5 protein-coding genes, 4 tRNA genes, 4 rRNA genes and 1 pseudogene are annotated in these 20,388 nt (G+C 61.7%); all 14 read right to left on the bottom strand.

What is annotated here, in order from left to right:
- Window positions 1-88: 88 nt before the first annotated feature.
- The 14 genes and pseudogenes from AC1MEM_RS00490 to AC1MEM_RS00555 all read right to left on the bottom strand — a co-directional run bounded on the left by AC1MEM_RS00490 (window position 89) and on the right by AC1MEM_RS00555 (window position 20,269).
- A tRNA-Ala gene (locus tag AC1MEM_RS00490) sits at window positions 89-164 on the bottom strand.
- An 11-nt stretch (window positions 165-175) separates the two neighbouring features.
- Window positions 176-252, bottom strand: a tRNA-Ile gene (locus AC1MEM_RS00495).
- Between the two features lie 76 nt (window positions 253-328).
- A 16S ribosomal RNA gene (locus tag AC1MEM_RS00500) occupies window positions 329-1,863 on the bottom strand.
- Window positions 1,864-2,289: 426 nt separating this feature from the next.
- Window positions 2,290-4,736 (bottom strand): annotated as a pseudogene (locus AC1MEM_RS00505) (penicillin acylase family protein).
- Window positions 4,646-6,289, bottom strand: coding sequence for a DUF418 domain-containing protein (locus AC1MEM_RS00510; RefSeq protein WP_499474753.1), 1,644 nt, complete (start codon window positions 6,287-6,289; stop codon window positions 4,646-4,648). Before AC1MEM_RS00510 ends, AC1MEM_RS00505 begins: the two are co-directional and overlap by 91 nt.
- A gap of 233 nt (window positions 6,290-6,522) precedes the next feature.
- A 5S ribosomal RNA gene (rrf, locus tag AC1MEM_RS00515) occupies window positions 6,523-6,635 on the bottom strand.
- 126 nt (window positions 6,636-6,761) lie between these two features.
- Window positions 6,762-9,637, bottom strand: a 23S ribosomal RNA gene (locus AC1MEM_RS00520).
- Window positions 9,638-9,893: 256 nt separating this feature from the next.
- Window positions 9,894-9,969, bottom strand: a tRNA-Ala gene (locus AC1MEM_RS00525).
- A gap of 21 nt (window positions 9,970-9,990) precedes the next feature.
- Window positions 9,991-10,067 (bottom strand) — tRNA-Ile (locus AC1MEM_RS00530).
- Between the two features lie 76 nt (window positions 10,068-10,143).
- Window positions 10,144-11,678 (bottom strand): 16S ribosomal RNA (locus tag AC1MEM_RS00535).
- The 16S, 23S and 5S rRNA genes sit together here with 2 tRNA genes alongside, the layout of an rRNA operon.
- Window positions 11,679-12,026: 348 nt before the next feature.
- Entirely contained in the window at window positions 12,027-13,286 is a 1,260-nt protein-coding gene (locus AC1MEM_RS00540) for a TIGR02679 family protein (protein WP_499474754.1), read from the bottom strand.
- A gap of 20 nt (window positions 13,287-13,306) precedes the next feature.
- Entirely contained in the window at window positions 13,307-17,470 is a 4,164-nt protein-coding gene (locus AC1MEM_RS00545; RefSeq protein ID WP_499474755.1) for a TIGR02680 family protein, read from the bottom strand.
- Window positions 17,470-18,744, bottom strand: coding sequence for a TIGR02678 family protein (locus tag AC1MEM_RS00550; protein WP_499474756.1), 1,275 nt, complete (start codon window positions 18,742-18,744; stop codon window positions 17,470-17,472). Before AC1MEM_RS00550 ends, AC1MEM_RS00545 begins: the two co-directional genes overlap by 1 nt.
- Entirely contained in the window at window positions 18,734-20,269 is a 1,536-nt protein-coding gene (locus AC1MEM_RS00555) for a TIGR02677 family protein (RefSeq protein ID WP_499474757.1), read from the bottom strand. The genes AC1MEM_RS00550 and AC1MEM_RS00555 overlap by 11 nt, the downstream gene beginning before the upstream one ends.
- Window positions 20,270-20,388: the final 119 nt, after the last annotated feature.

Raw genomic sequence — 20,388 nt, forward strand, 5'->3', positions numbered from 1 at the left:
TACTTCTTCCAGATTGTTAAAGAACAGAACAACAGTTAATCTCTAAAAGATCAAACCTAAACATCTACGTGCTTACGTTTGAGCTTTTTGGTGGAGGATGACGGGATCGAACCGACGACCCCCTGCTTGCAAAGCAGGTGCTCTCCCAGCTGAGCTAATCCCCCATGGGTATGACTGGTAGGGCTGGTTGGACTCGAACCAACGACCCCCGCGTTATCAACACGGTGCTCTAACCAGCTGAGCTACAGCCCCGAAACTGTGTTCTTTGTTCAACAGTCGATAAGTGTGGACGTTTGGTGACTGGGCTCAAGGCCCGGTGCTACTCTAGAAAGGAGGTGATCCAGCCGCACCTTCCGATACGGCTACCTTGTTACGACTTCACCCCAGTCACGAATCCTACCGTGGTAAGCGCCCCCCTTACGGTTAAGCTACCTACTTCTGGTAAAACCCGCTCCCATGGTGTGACGGGCGGTGTGTACAAGACCCGGGAACGTATTCACCGCGACATGCTGATCCGCGATTACTAGCGATTCCAACTTCACGCAGTCGAGTTGCAGACTGCGATCCGGACTACGATACACTTTCTGGGATTAGCTCCCCCTCGCGGGTTGGCGGCCCTCTGTATGTACCATTGTATGACGTGTGAAGCCCTACCCATAAGGGCCATGAGGACTTGACGTCATCCCCACCTTCCTCCGGTTTGTCACCGGCAGTCTCATTAGAGTGCTCAACTAAATGTAGCAACTAATGACAAGGGTTGCGCTCGTTGCGGGACTTAACCCAACATCTCACGACACGAGCTGACGACAGCCATGCAGCACCTGTGTTCAGGTTCCCTTTCGGGCACTCCCTGATCTCTCAAGGATTCCTGACATGTCAAGGGTAGGTAAGGTTTTTCGCGTTGCATCGAATTAATCCACATCATCCACCGCTTGTGCGGGTCCCCGTCAATTCCTTTGAGTTTTAATCTTGCGACCGTACTCCCCAGGCGGTCTACTTCACGCGTTAGCTGCGTTACCAAGTTAATTAAAACCCGACAACTAGTAGACATCGTTTAGGGCGTGGACTACCAGGGTATCTAATCCTGTTTGCTCCCCACGCTTTCGTGCATGAGCGTCAATCTTGACCCAGGGGGCTGCCTTCGCCATCGGTGTTCCTCCACATCTCTACGCATTTCACTGCTACACGTGGAATTCTACCCCCCTCTGCCAGATTCAAGCCTTGCAGTCTCCATCGCAATTCCCAGGTTGAGCCCGGGGCTTTCACGACAGACTTACAAAACCGCCTGCGCACGCTTTACGCCCAGTAATTCCGATTAACGCTTGCACCCTACGTATTACCGCGGCTGCTGGCACGTAGTTAGCCGGTGCTTATTCTTCAGGTACCGTCATTAGTGGAGGATATTAGCCCCCACCGTTTCTTCCCTGACAAAAGAGCTTTACAACCCGAAGGCCTTCTTCACTCACGCGGCATTGCTGGATCAGGCTTGCGCCCATTGTCCAAAATTCCCCACTGCTGCCTCCCGTAGGAGTCTGGACCGTGTCTCAGTTCCAGTGTGGCTGGTCGTCCTCTCAGACCAGCTACTGATCGTGGCCTTGGTGAGCCTTTACCTCACCAACTAGCTAATCAGATATCGGCCGCTCCAGGAGCACAAGGCCTTGCGGTCCCCTGCTTTCATCCTTAGATCGTATGCGGTATTAGCGTAACTTTCGCTACGTTATCCCCCACTCTTGGGTACGTTCCGATATATTACTCACCCGTTCGCCACTCGCCACCAGGGTTGCCCCCGTGCTGCCGTTCGACTTGCATGTGTAAAGCATGCCGCCAGCGTTCAATCTGAGCCAGGATCAAACTCTTCAGTTCAATCTCTGTTTGTTGGCATTGCTGCCACCGCTATTGCTAGCGGGTCGCCCACTCAAAATACTGACCGCTATCCCATTGCTGAGACAACGTATTTCTTTTTTGTGAACATTTGATAATTTAAGTAATCAGTGACCGAAGCCACTGGCACCTTCATCAAACGCCCACACTTATCGACTGTTAATTTTTAAAGAACTTGGGCTCCCGCCGAGGGCGGTACTGCCTTGCTGTATTCTGCGAATCGTTTTGTTCGTCAGCAGCAGAGGAAGAAGAGTATGAGGCAATTTCTGTTTCTCGTCAACTTCTTTTTTGCTACACCGCAAAGTCTGCGGTTTCTCGTTGCGACTTCAACTACTTGATTTCGTTGTCGTTTTCGCGAGGAGGCGAACTATAACAAAGCTGGCCGCGCCGCGCAAGGCCTCACGCGCATCAAGGTGCCGGGACCAGCTCGATCGTCTCCTGCGTTGCCTTTGCGATCGCCGCGCGTGAGTACAGCAGCGGAAAATATTTGCCTTCAGCCCAGCTCCTTGCAAGGTCGCGGTAGTGGGCACTGTCCGGGTTGCCGGATTGGCCTGGGGTATTAATCGCACGCGAGTTGTCCCAGTTCCCCACGTCGAGCACCATGCGGAACGATGGCCCATGCGCGTGCCAGAAATTTTCAGGATGGTAGCCGGACACGTTGACCGTATAGGCGCCGCCTCCCCGCGGCAGCGGCCCCACATTCACGCGCGCACGAGCGGCGTTGTCGAGGATCGGCGCCATCGGGTGGACAAAGTAGCTGAACTGCATATTGCCCCACTGCCAGCGCTTCGCATCTCTTCCCTGCAGCCGCTCCATGTCGGCCCAGGCCGCAGCCAGGCTGGCCAGCATCAGCTTGTCGCGCTTGACCTGTGCGTTCGCACCGAAGCGGGCGCCAGGCTGCTCGAGCGCCGCGAGCAGGACACTGGTATGCGGGGCGCCCACGGCACGTGCCGCGTCAGGTGTGAGTGTCGCGTCCAGGAACATCCTGCCGAGATGACGCGACCACCATACTTCATACAGCGCCGCTTCCGCAGACTGGGCGCCCTCCTCGCCGTTCCAGCCCCGGAGCAGGTTCAGTGCCGCCTGCGTCTTCGCCTCGCGCGAGGACAAGGGTTTCAGCAGGGCCACCAGGCGCCGCGCCGTCAATGAGACGACGTCGTTCTGCAAGCGCTGCATATCCTCCATGCTCGCCTTCGGCGTTTTCGACAACACCTCGGCGATGCGGCGCGCCCGGGCATTGTCCGGCCATTCGAAGCCGAGCTTGTGCGCGCGGTAGGGAAAGCTGTCGGGCAGGTTCATCTCGTTGGCGGAGGCGAACCAGCCCTGTTGCGGATTGAGCACGAAGGGCAGCTTGTCGCCGTCGAGGAAACCCTTCCATTCATAGCGGCCGTCGCCCGGCACCGGCAGCAGTCCATCCAGTTGGGACGCACCGGGGCGAGGCCGCCGGCCACCCAGCCGATGTTGCCGGCGGTATCGGCGTAGACCTGGTTTTCGGTCGGCGCGCCCCAACGCCGCATCGCCTGGCGAAACTGCGTGAAATCCTGCGACTTCATGTAGTCGATGCTGCCGAAATAAGGTGCCATGCCGGGCGCGCTCCAGGCGGTGCGCACCGCCAGCGCGCGGTGCTTGCCGGGGTCCTCGTAAATCACCGGGCCGTGGCGGGTAAAGCGCAGCTCGACCGTCTGCGGCGGCTTGCCGCGCACCGCCAGCTGTTCCTTCACGATGCGATAGGTTTCCCAGCCGCCCTGGTAGCGGTATTGCATCGGATTGGCGGGATTGGTTTCGTAGACGTACAGGTCTTCCTGGTCGATGCTGAAAATGGTCAGGCCAAAGGCGACCTTGCCGTTATGGCCGATCGATACTCCCGGCAGCGAGGGCTCGCCCGCACCGATGACGTCGAGCCCGGGCGCAGTCAGGTGCACGATGTAGCGCAGCGAAGGCGCACCGTAGGCGCGGTGTGGGTCGTTAGCCAGGATCGGCCTGCCGCTCCGCGTGCGTGAGGGCGCGATCACCCAGTTATTGCTGCCCTCGAGCGTCTCTTCATTGGGCATCGTGCGTGCCAGCTGGACGGCTTCGCGGCTGAACCGCACGTTATCGGTGGCACGCGTAAAAACGTCGAGCGCCTCGTCCGGCAGGCAGGGGTCCAGTCCCGCCGGCACGCGTGTCGTCCAGGCGGGCGACAGCTGCGCACGCACGGCGTCGGCGGCCAGTCCGGCATGACACACCACATGTGCGCGGGCGAATTCCTGGGTCAGGTTGCGCGTGAGGCCATGGCTGCGGATCCGCACCACGTCTTGCGGCTGCCACTTCGCGGGCTGGTAGCCGAGCTGGCGAAATTCGAAGGGCAGCAGTTCGGGCTTGCGCGCGATGGTGTCGATATAGGCGTTGATACCGGCGACAAAGCGGGTGCTGGTGTTTTGCGCATCCTTGCCATAGGCGGCCCATTCCGCGGCCATGTCGCCGCGGTACAGGAACAGCCGCGCGGCCCGGTCCTGCTCGACATACGAGGGCCCGAACACGGACGACAGCTCGCCCAGCCCCCGGCGGCGCCACAGGTCGATCTGGAACAGGCGATCGCGCGCCGCATTGAAACCCTGGACGAAGAAGACGTCGTCCTGGCTCGCCGCGTAGATATGCGGCACGCCCCACTGGTCGACCAGGATCCGCGCCGGTTGGCGCAAGCCGGCGACCTTGACCGGCTGCGCGCTCGCCGGCAATGCGGCGCCAATCAACAGCGCCGCGCAGGCATACCGGAGACGCCACCTCAAGCCGGCATCTCCGCCGGTGCGAGCGGCGCCGCCTTGGTGATGCGCATCGGAGGGATGGTCCAGTAGGTGATCGCGCGCCACAACCATTCCATCGGTCCGTAGCGGAAGCGAGAGAGCCAGAAGTGGCTGAACGCGATCTGCAGCACGACGACGACGGCGACGAACAGCATCTGGTCGACACGCGACGCGCCCCAGTGGCCGAATCCATAGCCGAAGTAAAAGATCGACGCGATCAGCGACTGCGACAGGTAGTTGGTCAAGGCCATGCGGCCGAAAGGAGCGAGCACGCTGACCTTGTTGAACAGGCTCGCGCTGTGCAGCATCAGGATCACCAGGCTGGCATAGCCGAGCGAGGCCGGCAGGTTACCCAGCATTTGCAGGCCCGATGCCAGTTGCCAGCCGTCCGCACCGTTCGCACCGGGCACCGACCGCACGGCAATGCTGGAACCGAGCAGGCCGAGGCCGATGCCGAGCGGCAGGCCGATCGTCGCCAGCTTGCGAAACAGCGGCAAGTGGGCGCGCGCATTGTCCATGATGCCGGCGCGGACGAACCAGGTGCCGATCAGGAACATGCCGATCAGGATCGTGGCAAACCCGACTTCGCCGGGCGCATGCTGGGCGAAGCGCTCGGCGCGCATGGCGACGCCCTGGGCGTAGGTCCCGGTCGTCAGCACTTTGGTCTCTTTCTCGATCCGCTCCTTGCGCTCCTTGAGATTTTTGGCGCGCTCGGCCGCGCGCTCCTCGAGCTTTTTCGCTTCCGCCTTGCTCACCACCGCGGCCGGCTTCTCGGGGAAGAAGTACATCGAGGCGCCGGCTGCCGTCATCATGAAAAACGAGAAGCAATAGATGCCGACGCCAAGGCGCCAGGGGCGCGCAGACTGGTCTTGATGAAACCGGTTCGTCAGGTAGCCAAGCGCGAGCAGCGCGATGGACAAGACCGGCAGGCCGATACGCGCCTCGCGCGGGGTGTTCGGCAAGACCCACATGACGACGCCCGCAATCAGCGCGACCACGCCGCACGCGAGCAGGACAACACCGATGACCGGCGGCCGTCCGAAGCGTTTCAGGCGCTGCTCCCCGCGCAGCCACCAGCCGGCGAGACTGAAGAATGCCAGGCCGCCGGCGACGCCGCCGAGCCAGTTCATTCCAGGAATGAAGGCGCCGCCGACACAGAGGACGATGGCCGCTGCCACCCACTTCGGGCGGCCATAGAGGACGATCAGGAGCGCTGCAGCACCGACCGCGTAGCTGAACAGGATGTCGCCGGACCACAGCAAGATGCTGTGCAGGGCGCCGAAGATGGCCAGTGCCGCAATGCGGCGCAGGTAGGGAACGAGGAAGTTGCGTCCCGCGCGTTCGGCGCGGCTCAGCATCACGGCGAAGCCCATCCCGAACAGGAGCGAGAAGATCGTCCAGAACTTGCCGACGACGAAATACTGGACGAAATAAGTCACCCAGAGATTTGCGCCGGTGAGGCCTGCCGGCATTCCCGAACCGAGCTGGGAAATGGCGCGGTTGAAATACTCGACGTTCATCATGAGGATGCCGATGAGGGCAAATCCGCGCACGACGTCGAGCGATTGAATCCGTTCGTTCTCTACCACGGGCGCCAGGTTCGCCCTGCCAGTTGGTGTGTCCATCGCAGTCCCTTTCCGGTTATCGATCGACAAATCGTATTCCCGAGGGCGCCAGAGGGCCGGTTGTTTGCGACGAAACGTCGGAAAGCACGGCTGAAATGCAATCCGGGGCGGTGTGGTCGAGAGGAAGAACGGGGAGACAGGCGACAAATGGACAAAAAAGCGGCCGACAAAGCGGCGCACAAAGCAAAAAACCCCGCCGAGCATCAGCTCAACGGGGTTTTTCTATATAACTAGCCTGACGATAACCTACTTTCACACTGGTTGCAGCACTATCATCGGCGCAAAGTCGTTTCACGGTCCTGTTCGGGATGGGAAGGGGTGGGACCGACTTGCTATGGTCATCAGGCATAACTTGTACGAGCGGCGTTCCCTGATGGGCAACGTGCTCAGAATCTGGAGGAAGTAAAGTTTCGGGTAGTGTGATCAACAAACAGCACACTGTATTCGAATTTCCATGACCTGCTAAGGTTATAGGGACAAGCCGTACGGGCAATTAGTACTGGTTAGCTTAATGCATTACTGCACTTCCACACCCAGCCTATCAACGTCCTGGTCTCGAACGACCCTTCAAGGAGCTCAAGGCTCCGGGAAATCTCATCTCAAGGCAAGTTTCCCGCTTAGATGCTTTCAGCGGTTATCTCTTCCGAACTTAGCTACCCGGCAATGCCACTGGCGTGACAACCGGTACACCAGAGGTTCGTCCACTCCGGTCCTCTCGTACTAGGAGCAGCCCCCTTCAAATTTCCAACGCCCACGGCAGATAGGGACCAAACTGTCTCACGACGTTTTAAACCCAGCTCACGTACCACTTTAAATGGCGAACAGCCATACCCTTGGGACCGGCTACAGCCCCAGGATGTGATGAGCCGACATCGAGGTGCCAAACTCCCCCGTCGATATGAACTCTTGGGAGGAATCAGCCTGTTATCCCCAGAGTACCTTTTATCCGTTGAGCGATGGCCCTTCCATACAGAACCACCGGATCACTATGTCCTACTTTCGTACCTGCTCGACTTGTCGGTCTCGCAGTTAAGCACGCTTATGCCATTGCACTATTAGCACGATGTCCGACCGTACCTAGCGTACCTTCGAACTCCTCCGTTACACTTTAGGAGGAGACCGCCCCAGTCAAACTGCCTACCATGCACTGTCCCCGATCCGGATAACGGACCAAGGTTAGAACCTCAAACAAACCAGGGTGGTATTTCAAGGATGGCTCCACGAGAACTGGCGTCCCCGCTTCAAAGCCTCCCACCTATCCTACACAGATTGGTTCAAAGTCCAATGCAAAGCTACAGTAAAGGTTCATGGGGTCTTTCCGTCTAGCCGCGGGTAGATTGCATCATCACAAACATTTCAACTTCGCTGAGTCTCGGGAGGAGACAGTGTGGCCATCGTTACGCCATTCGTGCAGGTCGGAACTTACCCGACAAGGAATTTCGCTACCTTAGGACCGTTATAGTTACGGCCGCCGTTTACTGGGACTTCAATCAAGAGCTTGCACCCCATCATTTAATCTTCCAGCACCGGGCAGGCGTCACACCCTATACGTCCACTTTCGTGTTTGCAGAGTGCTGTGTTTTTATTAAACAGTCGCAGCCACCAGTTTATTGCAACCCGTTCATCCTTCCACAGTAAAGTGGTCAAACTACAAGGGCGTACCTTTTCCCGAAGTTACGGTACCAATTTGCCGAGTTCCTTCTCCCGAGTTCTCTCAAGCGCCTTAGAATACTCATCTCGCCCACCTGTGTCGGTTTGCGGTACGGTCTCGTATGACTGAAGCTTAGAGGCTTTTCTTGGAACCACTTCCGATTGCTTCGCAGCACAAGGCCGCTCGTCCCACTCCCTTGAATTATGTACCCGGATTTGCCTAAGTACCTTCTATGAAGCAGAAACTGACTATTCCAACAGTCAGACAACCTTCCGCGATCCGTCCCCCCATCGCATCATACGACGGTGCAGGAATATTAACCTGCTTCCCATCAGCTACGCATCTCTGCCTCGCCTTAGGGGCCGACTCACCCTGCTCCGATGAACGTTGAACAGGAAACCTTGGGCTTACGGCGTGGAGGCTTTTCACCCCCATTATCGCTACTCATGTCAGCATTCGCACTTCTGATACCTCCAGCATCCTTCACAAGACACCTTCGCAGGCTTACAGAACGCTCTCCTACCATATGCATAAATGCATATCCGCAGCTTCGGTGACTGGCTTAGCCCCGTTACATCTTCCGCGCAGGACGACTCGATCAGTGAGCTATTACGCTTTCTTTAAATGATGGCTGCTTCTAAGCCAACATCCTGACTGTTTTAGCCTTCCCACTTCGTTTTCCACTTAGCCAATCTTTGGGACCTTAGCTGGCGGTCTGGGTTGTTTCCCTCTTGACGCCGGACGTTAGCACCCGACGTCTGTCTCCCAAGCTCGCACTCATCGGTATTCGGAGTTTGCAATGGTTTGGTAAGTCGCAATGACCCCCTAGCCATAACAGTGCTCTACCCCCGATGGTGATACTTGAGGCACTACCTAAATAGTTTTCGGAGAGAACCAGCTATTTCCAAGTTTGTTTAGCCTTTCACCCCTACCCACAGCTCATCCCCTAATTTTTCAACATTAGTGGGTTCGGACCTCCAGGGCGTGTTACCGCACCTTCATCCTGGCCATGGGTAGATCACTTGGTTTCGGGTCTACACCCAGCGACTGTCGCCCTGTTCGGACTCGATTTCTCTACGGCTCCCCTATTCGGTTAACCTCGCCACTGAATGTAAGTCGCTGACCCATTATACAAAAGGTACGCCGTCACGGAACAAGTCCGCTCCGACTGTTTGTATGCACACGGTTTCAGGATCTATTTCACTCCCCTCCCGGGGTTCTTTTCGCCTTTCCCTCACGGTACTGGTTCACTATCGGTCGATTACGAGTATTTAGCCTTGGAGGATGGTCCCCCCATGTTCAGACAGGATTTCTCGTGTCCCGCCCTACTTGTCGTACGCTTAGTACCACCGTTTGAATTTCGTGTAAGGGGCTATCACCCTCTATGGCCAACATTTCCAGGTTGTTCCACTATCCAATCGACTATCACGTACAGGCTCTTCCCATTTCGCTCGCCACTACTTTGGGAATCTCGGTTGATTTCTTTTCCTGCAGCTACTTAGATGTTTCAGTTCGCCGCGTTCGCTTTGCATGCCTATGTATTCAGCATGCAATGACCTAAAAGGCCGGGTTTCCCCATTCGGAAATCTGCGGATCAAAGCGTGTTTGCTCGCTCCCCGCAGCTTATCGCAAGCTACTACGTCCTTCATCGCCTGTAATCGCCAAGGCATCCACCATGTGCACTTATTCGCTTGTCCCTATAACGTTAGCTCCTGGCGCGCAGTTACCCACCTGCCAGGAAGCGGTCATAGAAATAAGAGTACAGCTTGTTGCATGTTTGTTGATTTGTTACTACCCTAAGTGTTCGCTACATCATTGCTGACGCATCGAACGCTTAAAAAACTTTACTTCTTCCAGATTGTTAAAGAACGGAACAACAGTTAATCTCGAAAAGACTAAACGTAAATCTCACCAAGTATGGCTGACTTATATTTAGACTTTGCACCAAGGTGGTGGTGGAGGATGACGGGATCGAACCGACGACCCCCTGCTTGCAAAGCAGGTGCTCTCCCAGCTGAGCTAATCCCCCGATTGGGTCATGCAAATAACTTGGTAGGGCTGGTTGGACTCGAACCAACGACCCCCGCGTTATCAACACGGTGCTCTAACCAGCTGAGCTACAGCCCCGAAACTGTGTTCTTTGTTCAACAGTCGATAAGTGTGGACGTTTGGTGACTGGGCTCAAGGCCCGGTGCTACTCTAGAAAGGAGGTGATCCAGCCGCACCTTCCGATACGGCTACCTTGTTACGACTTCACCCCAGTCACGAATCCTACCGTGGTAAGCGCCCCCCTTGCGGTTAAGCTACCTACTTCTGGTAAAACCCGCTCCCATGGTGTGACGGGCGGTGTGTACAAGACCCGGGAACGTATTCACCGCGACATGCTGATCCGCGATTACTAGCGATTCCAACTTCACGCAGTCGAGTTGCAGACTGCGATCCGGACTACGATACACTTTCTGGGATTAGCTCCCCCTCGCGGGTTGGCGGCCCTCTGTATGTACCATTGTATGACGTGTGAAGCCCTACCCATAAGGGCCATGAGGACTTGACGTCATCCCCACCTTCCTCCGGTTTGTCACCGGCAGTCTCATTAGAGTGCTCAACTAAATGTAGCAACTAATGACAAGGGTTGCGCTCGTTGCGGGACTTAACCCAACATCTCACGACACGAGCTGACGACAGCCATGCAGCACCTGTGTTCAGGTTCCCTTTCGGGCACTCCCTGATCTCTCAAGGATTCCTGACATGTCAAGGGTAGGTAAGGTTTTTCGCGTTGCATCGAATTAATCCACATCATCCACCGCTTGTGCGGGTCCCCGTCAATTCCTTTGAGTTTTAATCTTGCGACCGTACTCCCCAGGCGGTCTACTTCACGCGTTAGCTGCGTTACCAAGTTAATTAAAACCCGACAACTAGTAGACATCGTTTAGGGCGTGGACTACCAGGGTATCTAATCCTGTTTGCTCCCCACGCTTTCGTGCATGAGCGTCAATCTTGACCCAGGGGGCTGCCTTCGCCATCGGTGTTCCTCCACATCTCTACGCATTTCACTGCTACACGTGGAATTCTACCCCCCTCTGCCAGATTCAAGCCTTGCAGTCTCCATCGCAATTCCCAGGTTGAGCCCGGGGCTTTCACGACAGACTTACAAAACCGCCTGCGCACGCTTTACGCCCAGTAATTCCGATTAACGCTTGCACCCTACGTATTACCGCGGCTGCTGGCACGTAGTTAGCCGGTGCTTATTCTTCAGGTACCGTCATTAGTGGAGGATATTAGCCCCCACCGTTTCTTCCCTGACAAAAGAGCTTTACAACCCGAAGGCCTTCTTCACTCACGCGGCATTGCTGGATCAGGCTTGCGCCCATTGTCCAAAATTCCCCACTGCTGCCTCCCGTAGGAGTCTGGACCGTGTCTCAGTTCCAGTGTGGCTGGTCGTCCTCTCAGACCAGCTACTGATCGTGGCCTTGGTGAGCCTTTACCTCACCAACTAGCTAATCAGATATCGGCCGCTCCAGGAGCACAAGGCCTTGCGGTCCCCTGCTTTCATCCTTAGATCGTATGCGGTATTAGCGTAACTTTCGCTACGTTATCCCCCACTCTTGGGTACGTTCCGATATATTACTCACCCGTTCGCCACTCGCCACCAGGGTTGCCCCCGTGCTGCCGTTCGACTTGCATGTGTAAAGCATGCCGCCAGCGTTCAATCTGAGCCAGGATCAAACTCTTCAGTTCAATCTCTGTTTGTTGGCATTGCTGCCACCGCTATTGCTAGCGGGTCGCTCACTCAAAATACTGACCGTTATCTCATTGCTGAGACAACGTATTTCTTTTTTGTGAACATTTGATAATTTAAGTAATCAGTGACCGAAGTCACTGGCACCTTCATCAAACGCCCACACTTATCGACTGTTAATTTTTAAAGAACTTGGGCTCCCGCCGAGGGCGGCACTGCCTTGCTGTGTTCTGCGAATCGTTTTGTTCGTCAGCAGCAGAGGAAGAAGAGTATGAAGCGTTTCATGATTCTCGTCAACCTCTTTTTTGCTACACCGCAGAGTCTGCGGCTTCTCGTTGCCAGTTCAACTACTTGATTTCGTTGTCGTTTTCGCGAGGAGGCGAATCATAGCAAACCGGTCCGGTGTTCTGCAAGGCCTGTTTGCTACGTGTATCCAAATCGAACATCAGACCAGCGGCCAGCGCTTCTTCGTCAATCGCCCGGCGATGTTCTTGCATCGCTTTCGTGAGCGCGCCATCCCAGCGGGCGTCGACCACGGTCCCGCCGAGTGGACGGGTAGCGCCTGCTTCTTGATGTAGCGCGCGGCGATAATCGATAGCGCCGAAACGCCAGGGCTCCGCACCGAACATGCTTACCACCGTATTTGCGATGACGATGCCCGGCCAATCGAAATCGCCGTGATAGCGCAAACGCGCCCCGGCCATCGCCAGTTGCGACAACAGCGCACGCTGCGCCGCGGCAGGCATGCCGTCGGTGCAGACCAGTGGCGCGCAGTGCGCACCGAGCGCATCGGCTGCGATCGCCACCAGGTTCGGGTTTTCGCAAACAAAGACATCGCGCGATGCGACGGCCCATCCCGGCGACGACCGCATCAGCGCCCGTAGCGACAGGTAGGCCGGCTCGCCGCTCAGAACGAATCCCCCAGCGCTGCTCGGCAAGTTCAAGAACAGCACCGGCCGCGCGAGCTCGTTGACCAGTACGCCGGCCGCCGCCCACAGCTCGCGTACCGTTTCCTCGGCATCGTCATCTTCCTCGCTTGCCCGTTCGCGCCGCAGCACGGCAAGCACCAGCGTCGCAACCGGGCTGCCGGAGTCGAGTGCGTGCGCGTCGCCCAGGCGCTGCGCAGCAAGGTGCGACCGCGTGACGGCTGCCGCCGGCAACTGCGCCAGCACGGCCTGCACCTGCTCGATCAGCTGGGCCGCAGCCGGCAAGCGCGCGGCCAGCCGCTTGAGCAGACCCAGGCCGCGTCCATCGGACAAGAAAGCGGCCAGCCTCGGCTCCGTCGCCAGTGCGCGCATGGCTTCCCATTGGCGCGCCGTCTCCGCGCGCGCCGCCATCAGGTCGATCACCGGACCGTCGAGCAGCTCGAGTGCGTGGCGCAGCGAGGCCGCCAGGCCGGCCTCCATCAGGCGCGCATCCAGCTCGGCGATATCGAAGCGCAGCGATCCGGCATCGCTCGGACGCCGCCCCAGCAGGCCGGCCAGGGCATCGCGCTCCAGCCCATTCAGCTTGCCGAGCGTGACGACACCGCCGCTACGGCCACGCTGATACCGGCTGCGCAGCCGCGCCCGCAGCGAAGCCAGGGCGGCGCCGCCAAGCAGACGCACCAGTCTTGCGTCCGCCTCGCTCATTCGGCGACCGGGGCATCGGCTGCTGTCGGGAAGCGCCGGGCGCCGTCTTCTTCAAGCCGGCGCGCGCGGCCATCCCAGGTCCAGCGCGACACATACACGGCGTCGATACCTTCATGCCGCTGAAGCTGGCAAATCGATACGCCCGGCAGCTCGGCATAGCAGGCCCACTCGCGTTCGCTGGTCATGACGAAGTCGAGATCGAACTCGCGTACCAGGGCCATGCAGTGCGCACGTGCCGCGTCGTCGATGCCGGCAAAGGCTTCGTCGAGCAGCACCAGCCGCGGCGCATGGCGCGATCCCGCATGCGTATAAAAGCTCGACACCGCCGCGAACAGCGGCACCGTCAAGCCAAGCGCGCGCTCGCCGCTCGAGGCGGGACCCGACAGCGGGCGCCATTGTCCGTCCTGCCAGCGCTGGACGCGGAATCGGTGCCAGCGCCGGTAGTCAAGCGCGCGCGCCAGTAATTCGAGCAGGCTGCCGCTGCGGCCGGCGGCGTCGCGCGCGCGTTCGGCCGCGATCCGGTTCTGCAACATCCGGCCCACCACTTGCCGGTCTTCCGGCGACCAGGCATCGTAGCTGGTGCTGAGCAAGCGTTTGCGCGCGGCTTCCAGCCCGACCGGCGCGCCTTCGCTGCCCTCCTCCAGCGCTTGCCACTGCAGGCGGAAACGCACGCCGGTCGACGTCGGGCGCTTGGCCAGTTCGGTGTTGATGACGGCCACGCGCCGATCGGCTTCCTGCAGGCGGCGCTGGATCGCTGCCGCCACTTCGGCCTGCAGGTGGTTTTCCAGAACCTCGGTTTCGCGCGCGGTCAGCAGCTCCTGGCGCTGCGCTATTTCGGCGCTGATGGCCGCCTCGATGATGTCCGGACGCTGCGGACGGCTCTGGTAGATGATGGTGACGATCATGCCGTGATCGCTCGGCTCGGCCTGGCCCTGGTGACCAAGCGCCGTCAGTGCGCTCTGCAGCTCGGAAAAGTCGCGCGCGTAAGCGCTTTGCACGCGCGCCCAATCGGCGTCCTCGGCATCGACCTCGTGCAGCAGCTGTTCCGCGCGGCGCGCCACGCCCAGCGCCGGTTCGATACTCCATGGTGTGGCCGGCAGGTCCAGTTCGGGAAGCGCAATGGCCAGCAGTCCTGTTGCATTGAACTGCTCGAGTCCCTGCACGGCGCCCTGCCGCAGCATGGTTCGTTCGTCCAGGGTCGCGGCGGCGTCCTCGGCGCGCTGGCCGCTGCGCGCCCGGGCCTCGCTGGCCGCATTGAGCAGGGCGCGGGAATGCTTCAGCGCGGCCTCGCCGTCCTGCACCGCCTGCCGCACGGCAGCCAGGCGCGCCGTGAGTTCGCTCACCTGCGCGCCGACCCGCGCGCGCAGCGTATCGAGGCGGGCCCCCGCCTCATCGACGGCTTCGATGCAGCGCGCCTGCTGCTCGCGGCGGCCGGCAAGGTCGCGATTGCGCTCGTCGAAGCGTTCCTGCTGGCGCCTGCGCTCGGGAAGGGTGTGCCGAACCTGCTGTGCCTGCAGCAGCAGGTCTTGCAGTGCCTGCGCAGCCGCATCCAATGCGGCCGATACCGCCGCCAACCCGACACCGTCCGGCGGCAGCAGCAGATCCGCACTATCGCACTCCAGTGCAGTGCGCGCGCTGCGCCAGGCGTCGGCGGCTGCGGCCAGGCGAACCTCGGCGCCGGTCAGCCGTTCGGCAGCCTGGCGCCGTTCGCGTTCGAACGCACTGACCTGCACATGGGCGCTGCGCAGTGCCGTATCCGATGGCGCCGCTTCCCATTCCGCCGATGCGCGGCTGCGGCGCTCCGCCAGCAGCACCAGTGCGCGCGCCAGGGCGCCCTGTTCCGACGCCAGCGCGGCCAGTACGGCGCCAATTTCCGCGATGCGCCGCCGGCGCGCCTCGGCCCGGCTGGCCGCCCCGATGTATTCGGCGGCCGGCTTGGCCCAGCCGCCGCTGAGTGGTCCGATGCGGAAGCGCCCATCCGGCGCGACCCAGGCCTCGGCACCGTTGTCGTCAACGCTGCAGGAAACCGATGCAAGCAAGCGCTCGACCAATGCCGGATCGAGCGCGCAAGGTTGCGACGGCGCCAGCCATGCGGCCAAAGATTCCGGCTGCGCGGCCCGCGCGCGCAGCAGCGTGTCGAACGCGGGCGCGTTTGCGCCCGCGTCGATGACGCCGTCCGGACCGACCCAGGCGTCCAGCAAGCCGGCTGCTTCCAGCGCAGCTTCGAGGCCGGCACGCGCGGCTTCGGTGTCGACGGCTGCGCGGAATTCGACCAGTTGCCAGAACGGCGCGCCCGGGCGGGAGGCAGGGCGTGCCGCATGGCCGCGGAAATACGGCGCCGGCGGCGCGCTGTCTTCGCCTTGCAGCAGGCGTTGACGCTCCTGTTCCAATGCGAGGATTTGCGCAGCCAGCGCCGACTGGCGCGCCAGCGCCGCGGCCTCGTCTTGTGCCAGTTGCACACTGCGCTCGTGCTGGGAGCGCGCCAGGGCATCGCGCGCCGGATTTTCGCCGTCCAGGCTGCGGCTCCATTCTTCCAGCGCCGGCAGGACCGCTGCGCTGTCGATCGCCAGTTCACGCAGCCCGGCCGCATGTGTGCTCCAGGCGTCCGTCAACGCGTCGGCCTGTGCAAGCAAGTGGGTCTCGCCAGCCGCGACCCGGGCGGCCGCGTCGGCCAATTCGTCGGCGCCCTGGTCGCGCCGCTCCTGCGCGGCGTCGCGCACCTGCACGGCGGCGTCGGGCTGACGCAAGCGTCCCGCCACCACGGCGATGTCGGCCCGGCGCTGCTGGCTCAGGCTGCGCAGTGCGCGCTGTATCTGCTCGTATTCGGCGTTGCCGAGGCCAGCGAGGGCATCCGCTTGCGCGAAGCAGGACACGGCCGCCACGAAGTCGTCGCGCCGCGCCAGGCCGGCCGTATCGCCCGCTTCCTCGAATACGGCGAGGGCGCGGGCGAGCGAGGCGCAGGCAGCATCGGCGCGGTCGGCATAGCCGCGCAACGCTTCGGCATCGCGCGCCTGGCGCTCCACGGCTTCGCGCAGCGCCGCCTCGGCTGCCGCCAGTTCGCGCTGGCGGGCGGCGTGGTTGCGGGCCAGCTCATCGATGCGATTGGCGTCGTGCATGAGCGGATCGGCCTGCATTTCGTCGAGCGCGGCGCGGTCGCGCAGTTGTTGTGCTTCGGCCGCTTCGAGCGCCTCGCGCAAGCCTGTTTCGCCGAGCAGGTCGGCATCGAAGGCAGTACGGGCCTCGTTCAGGTCGCGGCTCGCCTTGTCGAAGCCGGTTTGCGCAGTACGCAGCACGCGCGCCTGGCGCCGCGCATTCACGCGTGCGTACTGGCGGTAGCGGCCGTTGAACTGGCCGACCGCTTTCGCCAGTGCGTTCAGTTCGGCCAGCTGCTGGCCATATTCCTCCAGCTGGTTCATGGCCTCGGCCACGTCGGCCAGCAATTCGTCGGGCAGCGGCGCCAGTGCTTCGGTCAGTGCGTTCGACAGGTTGTCTTCATTCGGCTTTTTCGACAACTGCGGCTGGCGCAGCTGGATCAGCGTGTCCATCAGCGCCGCATAGCGCGCTTCGCCAAGGTGGAACAAGCGCTCGTCCACCGCGCGGCGGTAGGCTTGCGCGGTGTCGAACAACTGTCCGCTGCCGTCGAGCGCCTGTGCCAGGCGCTCCTTGCCGAGCACCGCGCGCTGCTCGTTGATCAGCCACAGGTCGCGTCCGACGCGCTGGCCCTCGGTGATGAAATACCAGGTATCGACATGGGGCCGTGCCGCGACCGCCGCAAGGCCGCAGCCCAGGGTCAGGTAGCGCGGCTGGCCGTCTTCGCCGATGCGGCCGAACTCGATCCAGGCATAGCCGGTGCGGCGCTCGTGCTTGCCGAGCAGCAGATTCCACGCCATCTTCTTGGTGGCGTCGCCATCGGGTTCGATGCGCGAGGATTTAATGCTGGCGTCGAACAGGAAGGGCAGCGTGAGCGACAGCACCTTCGACTTGCCGGTGCCGTTATTACCGCGCAAAAGCAGATGGCCGTCACGGAACCAGAACTCTTCGCTATCGTAGTGGAACAGCTCGACCAGACCGATGCGCAGGGGCTGCCAGCGCGCCTGGAGCGGCTCGGGAAGTGCCGGCAGCGCGGGCGCGGCGCCGGTCGAAAACAGGGAGTCGGGCATCAGAAGAGAGCATCCTGGGCGCGCTCGGCGCCCTTGGTTATGGTGCGCTTGCGGGCCACCAGTTCGGCGTCGCCGAGTGCAAAACGCGCCAGCGCAGTGCGCGGATACACGCCATCGGCGTCGCGGCGGATCAGCCGCAGCATCTCCAGCCGCGCCAGCGCATTGTTGGCGAGTTCGGTTTCGGCGCCCGGTTCGCGCGCCGCTTTCGCCCAGAAGCGGCCGTACTCGGGAATCAGGCTGCGCACCGCGTCGGCGACCGCCGCCTCGCTCACCGGCAGGGTGCCCTGCGCGCGGCCGACGCTCGCCAGGAACTCGGCAACGAGCAAGGTAACGTGCGATGCGGTGCCGGCCGCGGGCATGGCGACGTCGGTGAGTTCACCGCTTTCGTCCACCAGGGCCAGGCCTTCGGCGCGCTGCTCGGCGCTCAAGCCCGTGGCTTCGCCCAGGCGGGCAGCGAGCGCGCCTCGCTGGTTCTGGAAGTAGGCGCGCAATGCCGGACGATCATCGAGTTCCTCGAGGTAGAGCACCGGATCGTCGAGCAGGCGGCGTGCCAGGTTGTGGCGCATCGCGGTCCGGCGTCCCTCCTCGCTGTCGGGCGTAAATTCTTCGGTCAGGGCGGAGAGACGCTCGTCCAGGCCGAGCGGGGCGTTCTCCGGCGCCCAGGTCGACGGTCCGCGCGCAGCAGCGAGCAGGCCGGCCAGCGCGCGCCGCCGCACATCGTACAACGCGTCGCCGACCTTGCTGACGAAGGCGTCCTCGTCGCCGGCCACGCGCAGCAGCACGCCGAGCGACAGCAGGTAGCGGCAGATCGCAACCAGTTCGCGCCGTTCGTGGTGGCTGTCGAGGGTGAACGTGAAGCCACGCGTTCCCAGTTCCGGGTCGGCGGCCAGGGCCAGCAGTTTTTCGCCCAGGGTACGCAGGGTGATCTGCGGCTCGGCGCGTTCGAGCGCCGCGCAGGCCAGGCAGAAGAGGATGTAGCGGCGGCGGTCGAAGTCGGCTGCGCCGCGCGTGGCATCTCCCAGGTCTGCGGGCCGCTTGTAGAGGCGCGCGCAGTCGCGCTCTACGTGCAGGATCCAGCCCGCCGCCTGCGAGAACCAGTCGCGCAGTTCGCGTTCATGACGGCGCACGGCGTGAAAGGCGGGATGCGCCGCCGTCATCAGAGGGCACATCAGGAGTGCGCGCAAGGCGTCGCGGCGCTCCTCTTCGCGATGGCGCGCCAGCACGTCCCTGACCTGCACGGCATCCGGCGCACGTATGGCAGCGTCACGCGCCATGCTGGTCTCCGGTGGCGGTGATCGTCAGCAGGTGGTCGCGTCCGGTGAAGGTGCCGAAGCTCGTCTCGATGCTGGCGACGCTGTCCGCGGCCAGGGGCACCAGGCGGATCTGCAGCAGACCGTCCGCGCTCTGGCAACTCACCTCGGCGCCGGGGCGCGGCTGCACCACGAGCGCTTCGCCGAGCAGGTTCAGGAACAGGCGGAAGGCCTGCGCATCGAGCCTGCCCAGGTCCGACAGGCGGGTGGCCTTGCCGGTGGTGAGGATTGCGCGCGCCGCATCGATCTGGGCGCGTTCGGCCGCGACCCGGGCCGCCAGCATGGCGCGCTCGGTGTCGCGTGCGCGTACATGCGGCGCGGCGCCGCGCGGCGCCATCTCGCCCTGCTCGCGCAGGCGCGGATGCACACGTACCGGCGGCGCATCGGCCCAGGCGGTAGCTGCAGGGACCGGATCGGAATGTGCGGTCTCGGCTTGCAAGCTGAAGTGACGCGCGGGATTGAGCGCAAAGCCGGCACGCCACAGGCGGTGCGCCTCGGCGTCGCTGGAGGTGTCGGCGAACCAGCGCGCCAGGATGCGAAAATCGGCCGAGCGGTCGCTGCGTCCGCTACGCCGTTCGTTCAGGCTGGCCACCGCCGCCAGCAGTTGGGGGATGGCCGCCCTCACCTTCGCGCGCAAGAGTTCGGACTGGGCCTGGATGTGGCCATCGCTGATGAACCAGCGCGACAAGCCACGCCAGCGCTCGCGCCAGGTCGCGACCCGCTCGGCAAGCGCCGCCGCCTGCTCCGGCGCGTCGCCCGGCGCCGCATCGCGCCGTTCGCGCTGCGCCGCCAGCATGAGCAGCGGCTCGATGCCGCCATCGAGTTCGTGCAGGCGGCGCGCGATCGTGCCCGAGCGCCCGACCAGGTCGCTGACGAAGCGGTTCAGGTAGTCGATCAGGCGCTGCTTGAAGGCGATCACCGCCTGCACATCGGCCTGTTGTAATTCGATGGTGCGGGCGACGCTGGCCATGAAGGCCTGGGCATTGTCGGCCAGGCTGTCGAAGACACGCACCAAATCGCGCAAGGCGCCATGCACCTTGGCCGGATCCGGTGTGGATTCGCCCGCCAGTGCCAGCAGCGCATTGAGTTGGGTAAGAATATCTTCGAGGGCGACGGTTTGTAGTTCGCTTTGGCGCGCCAGCGTGCGCGCGAATGCGGCGAGGCCGGCCTCGACCGCTTCGCCGCCCAGTGATAGCCGGTACAGAAAGCGTGCCCGGTAAAAGTCTTCGACGCTCGACACGCGCGCCGTGTCCGGATGCGCCTCCAGGTTGCCCCAGTCGGCCAGCTGTGACAGCGCATGCTGGATCTCGTCGAGCGATGGCGTGGTACCGGGCCAAGTGGCCTCCATCTGCACTTCGTCGGGCCGCAACTGCAGCCTGAACTGTCGTTTGGCGGCAGCGAAGGTGTCCATGATCGCCCGATACAGCGCCGCCTTGTCGGCCGCGACATGGCGGAACAGGTCTCCGGCGGATTGGGCAAGCGGCGGCATCGGGTTCAGGAGGGAAGGGTCAATTGACGACTATAGTGCGGCGTTACGTAAAGGTCAACGTGTGCCGATGCTGCGCGCTCAGTCGCCCGCGCCTTGCAAACGCTTGTCTAAAGTAAAAA

Source organism: Telluria sp. AIW5, assembly GCF_056680575.1.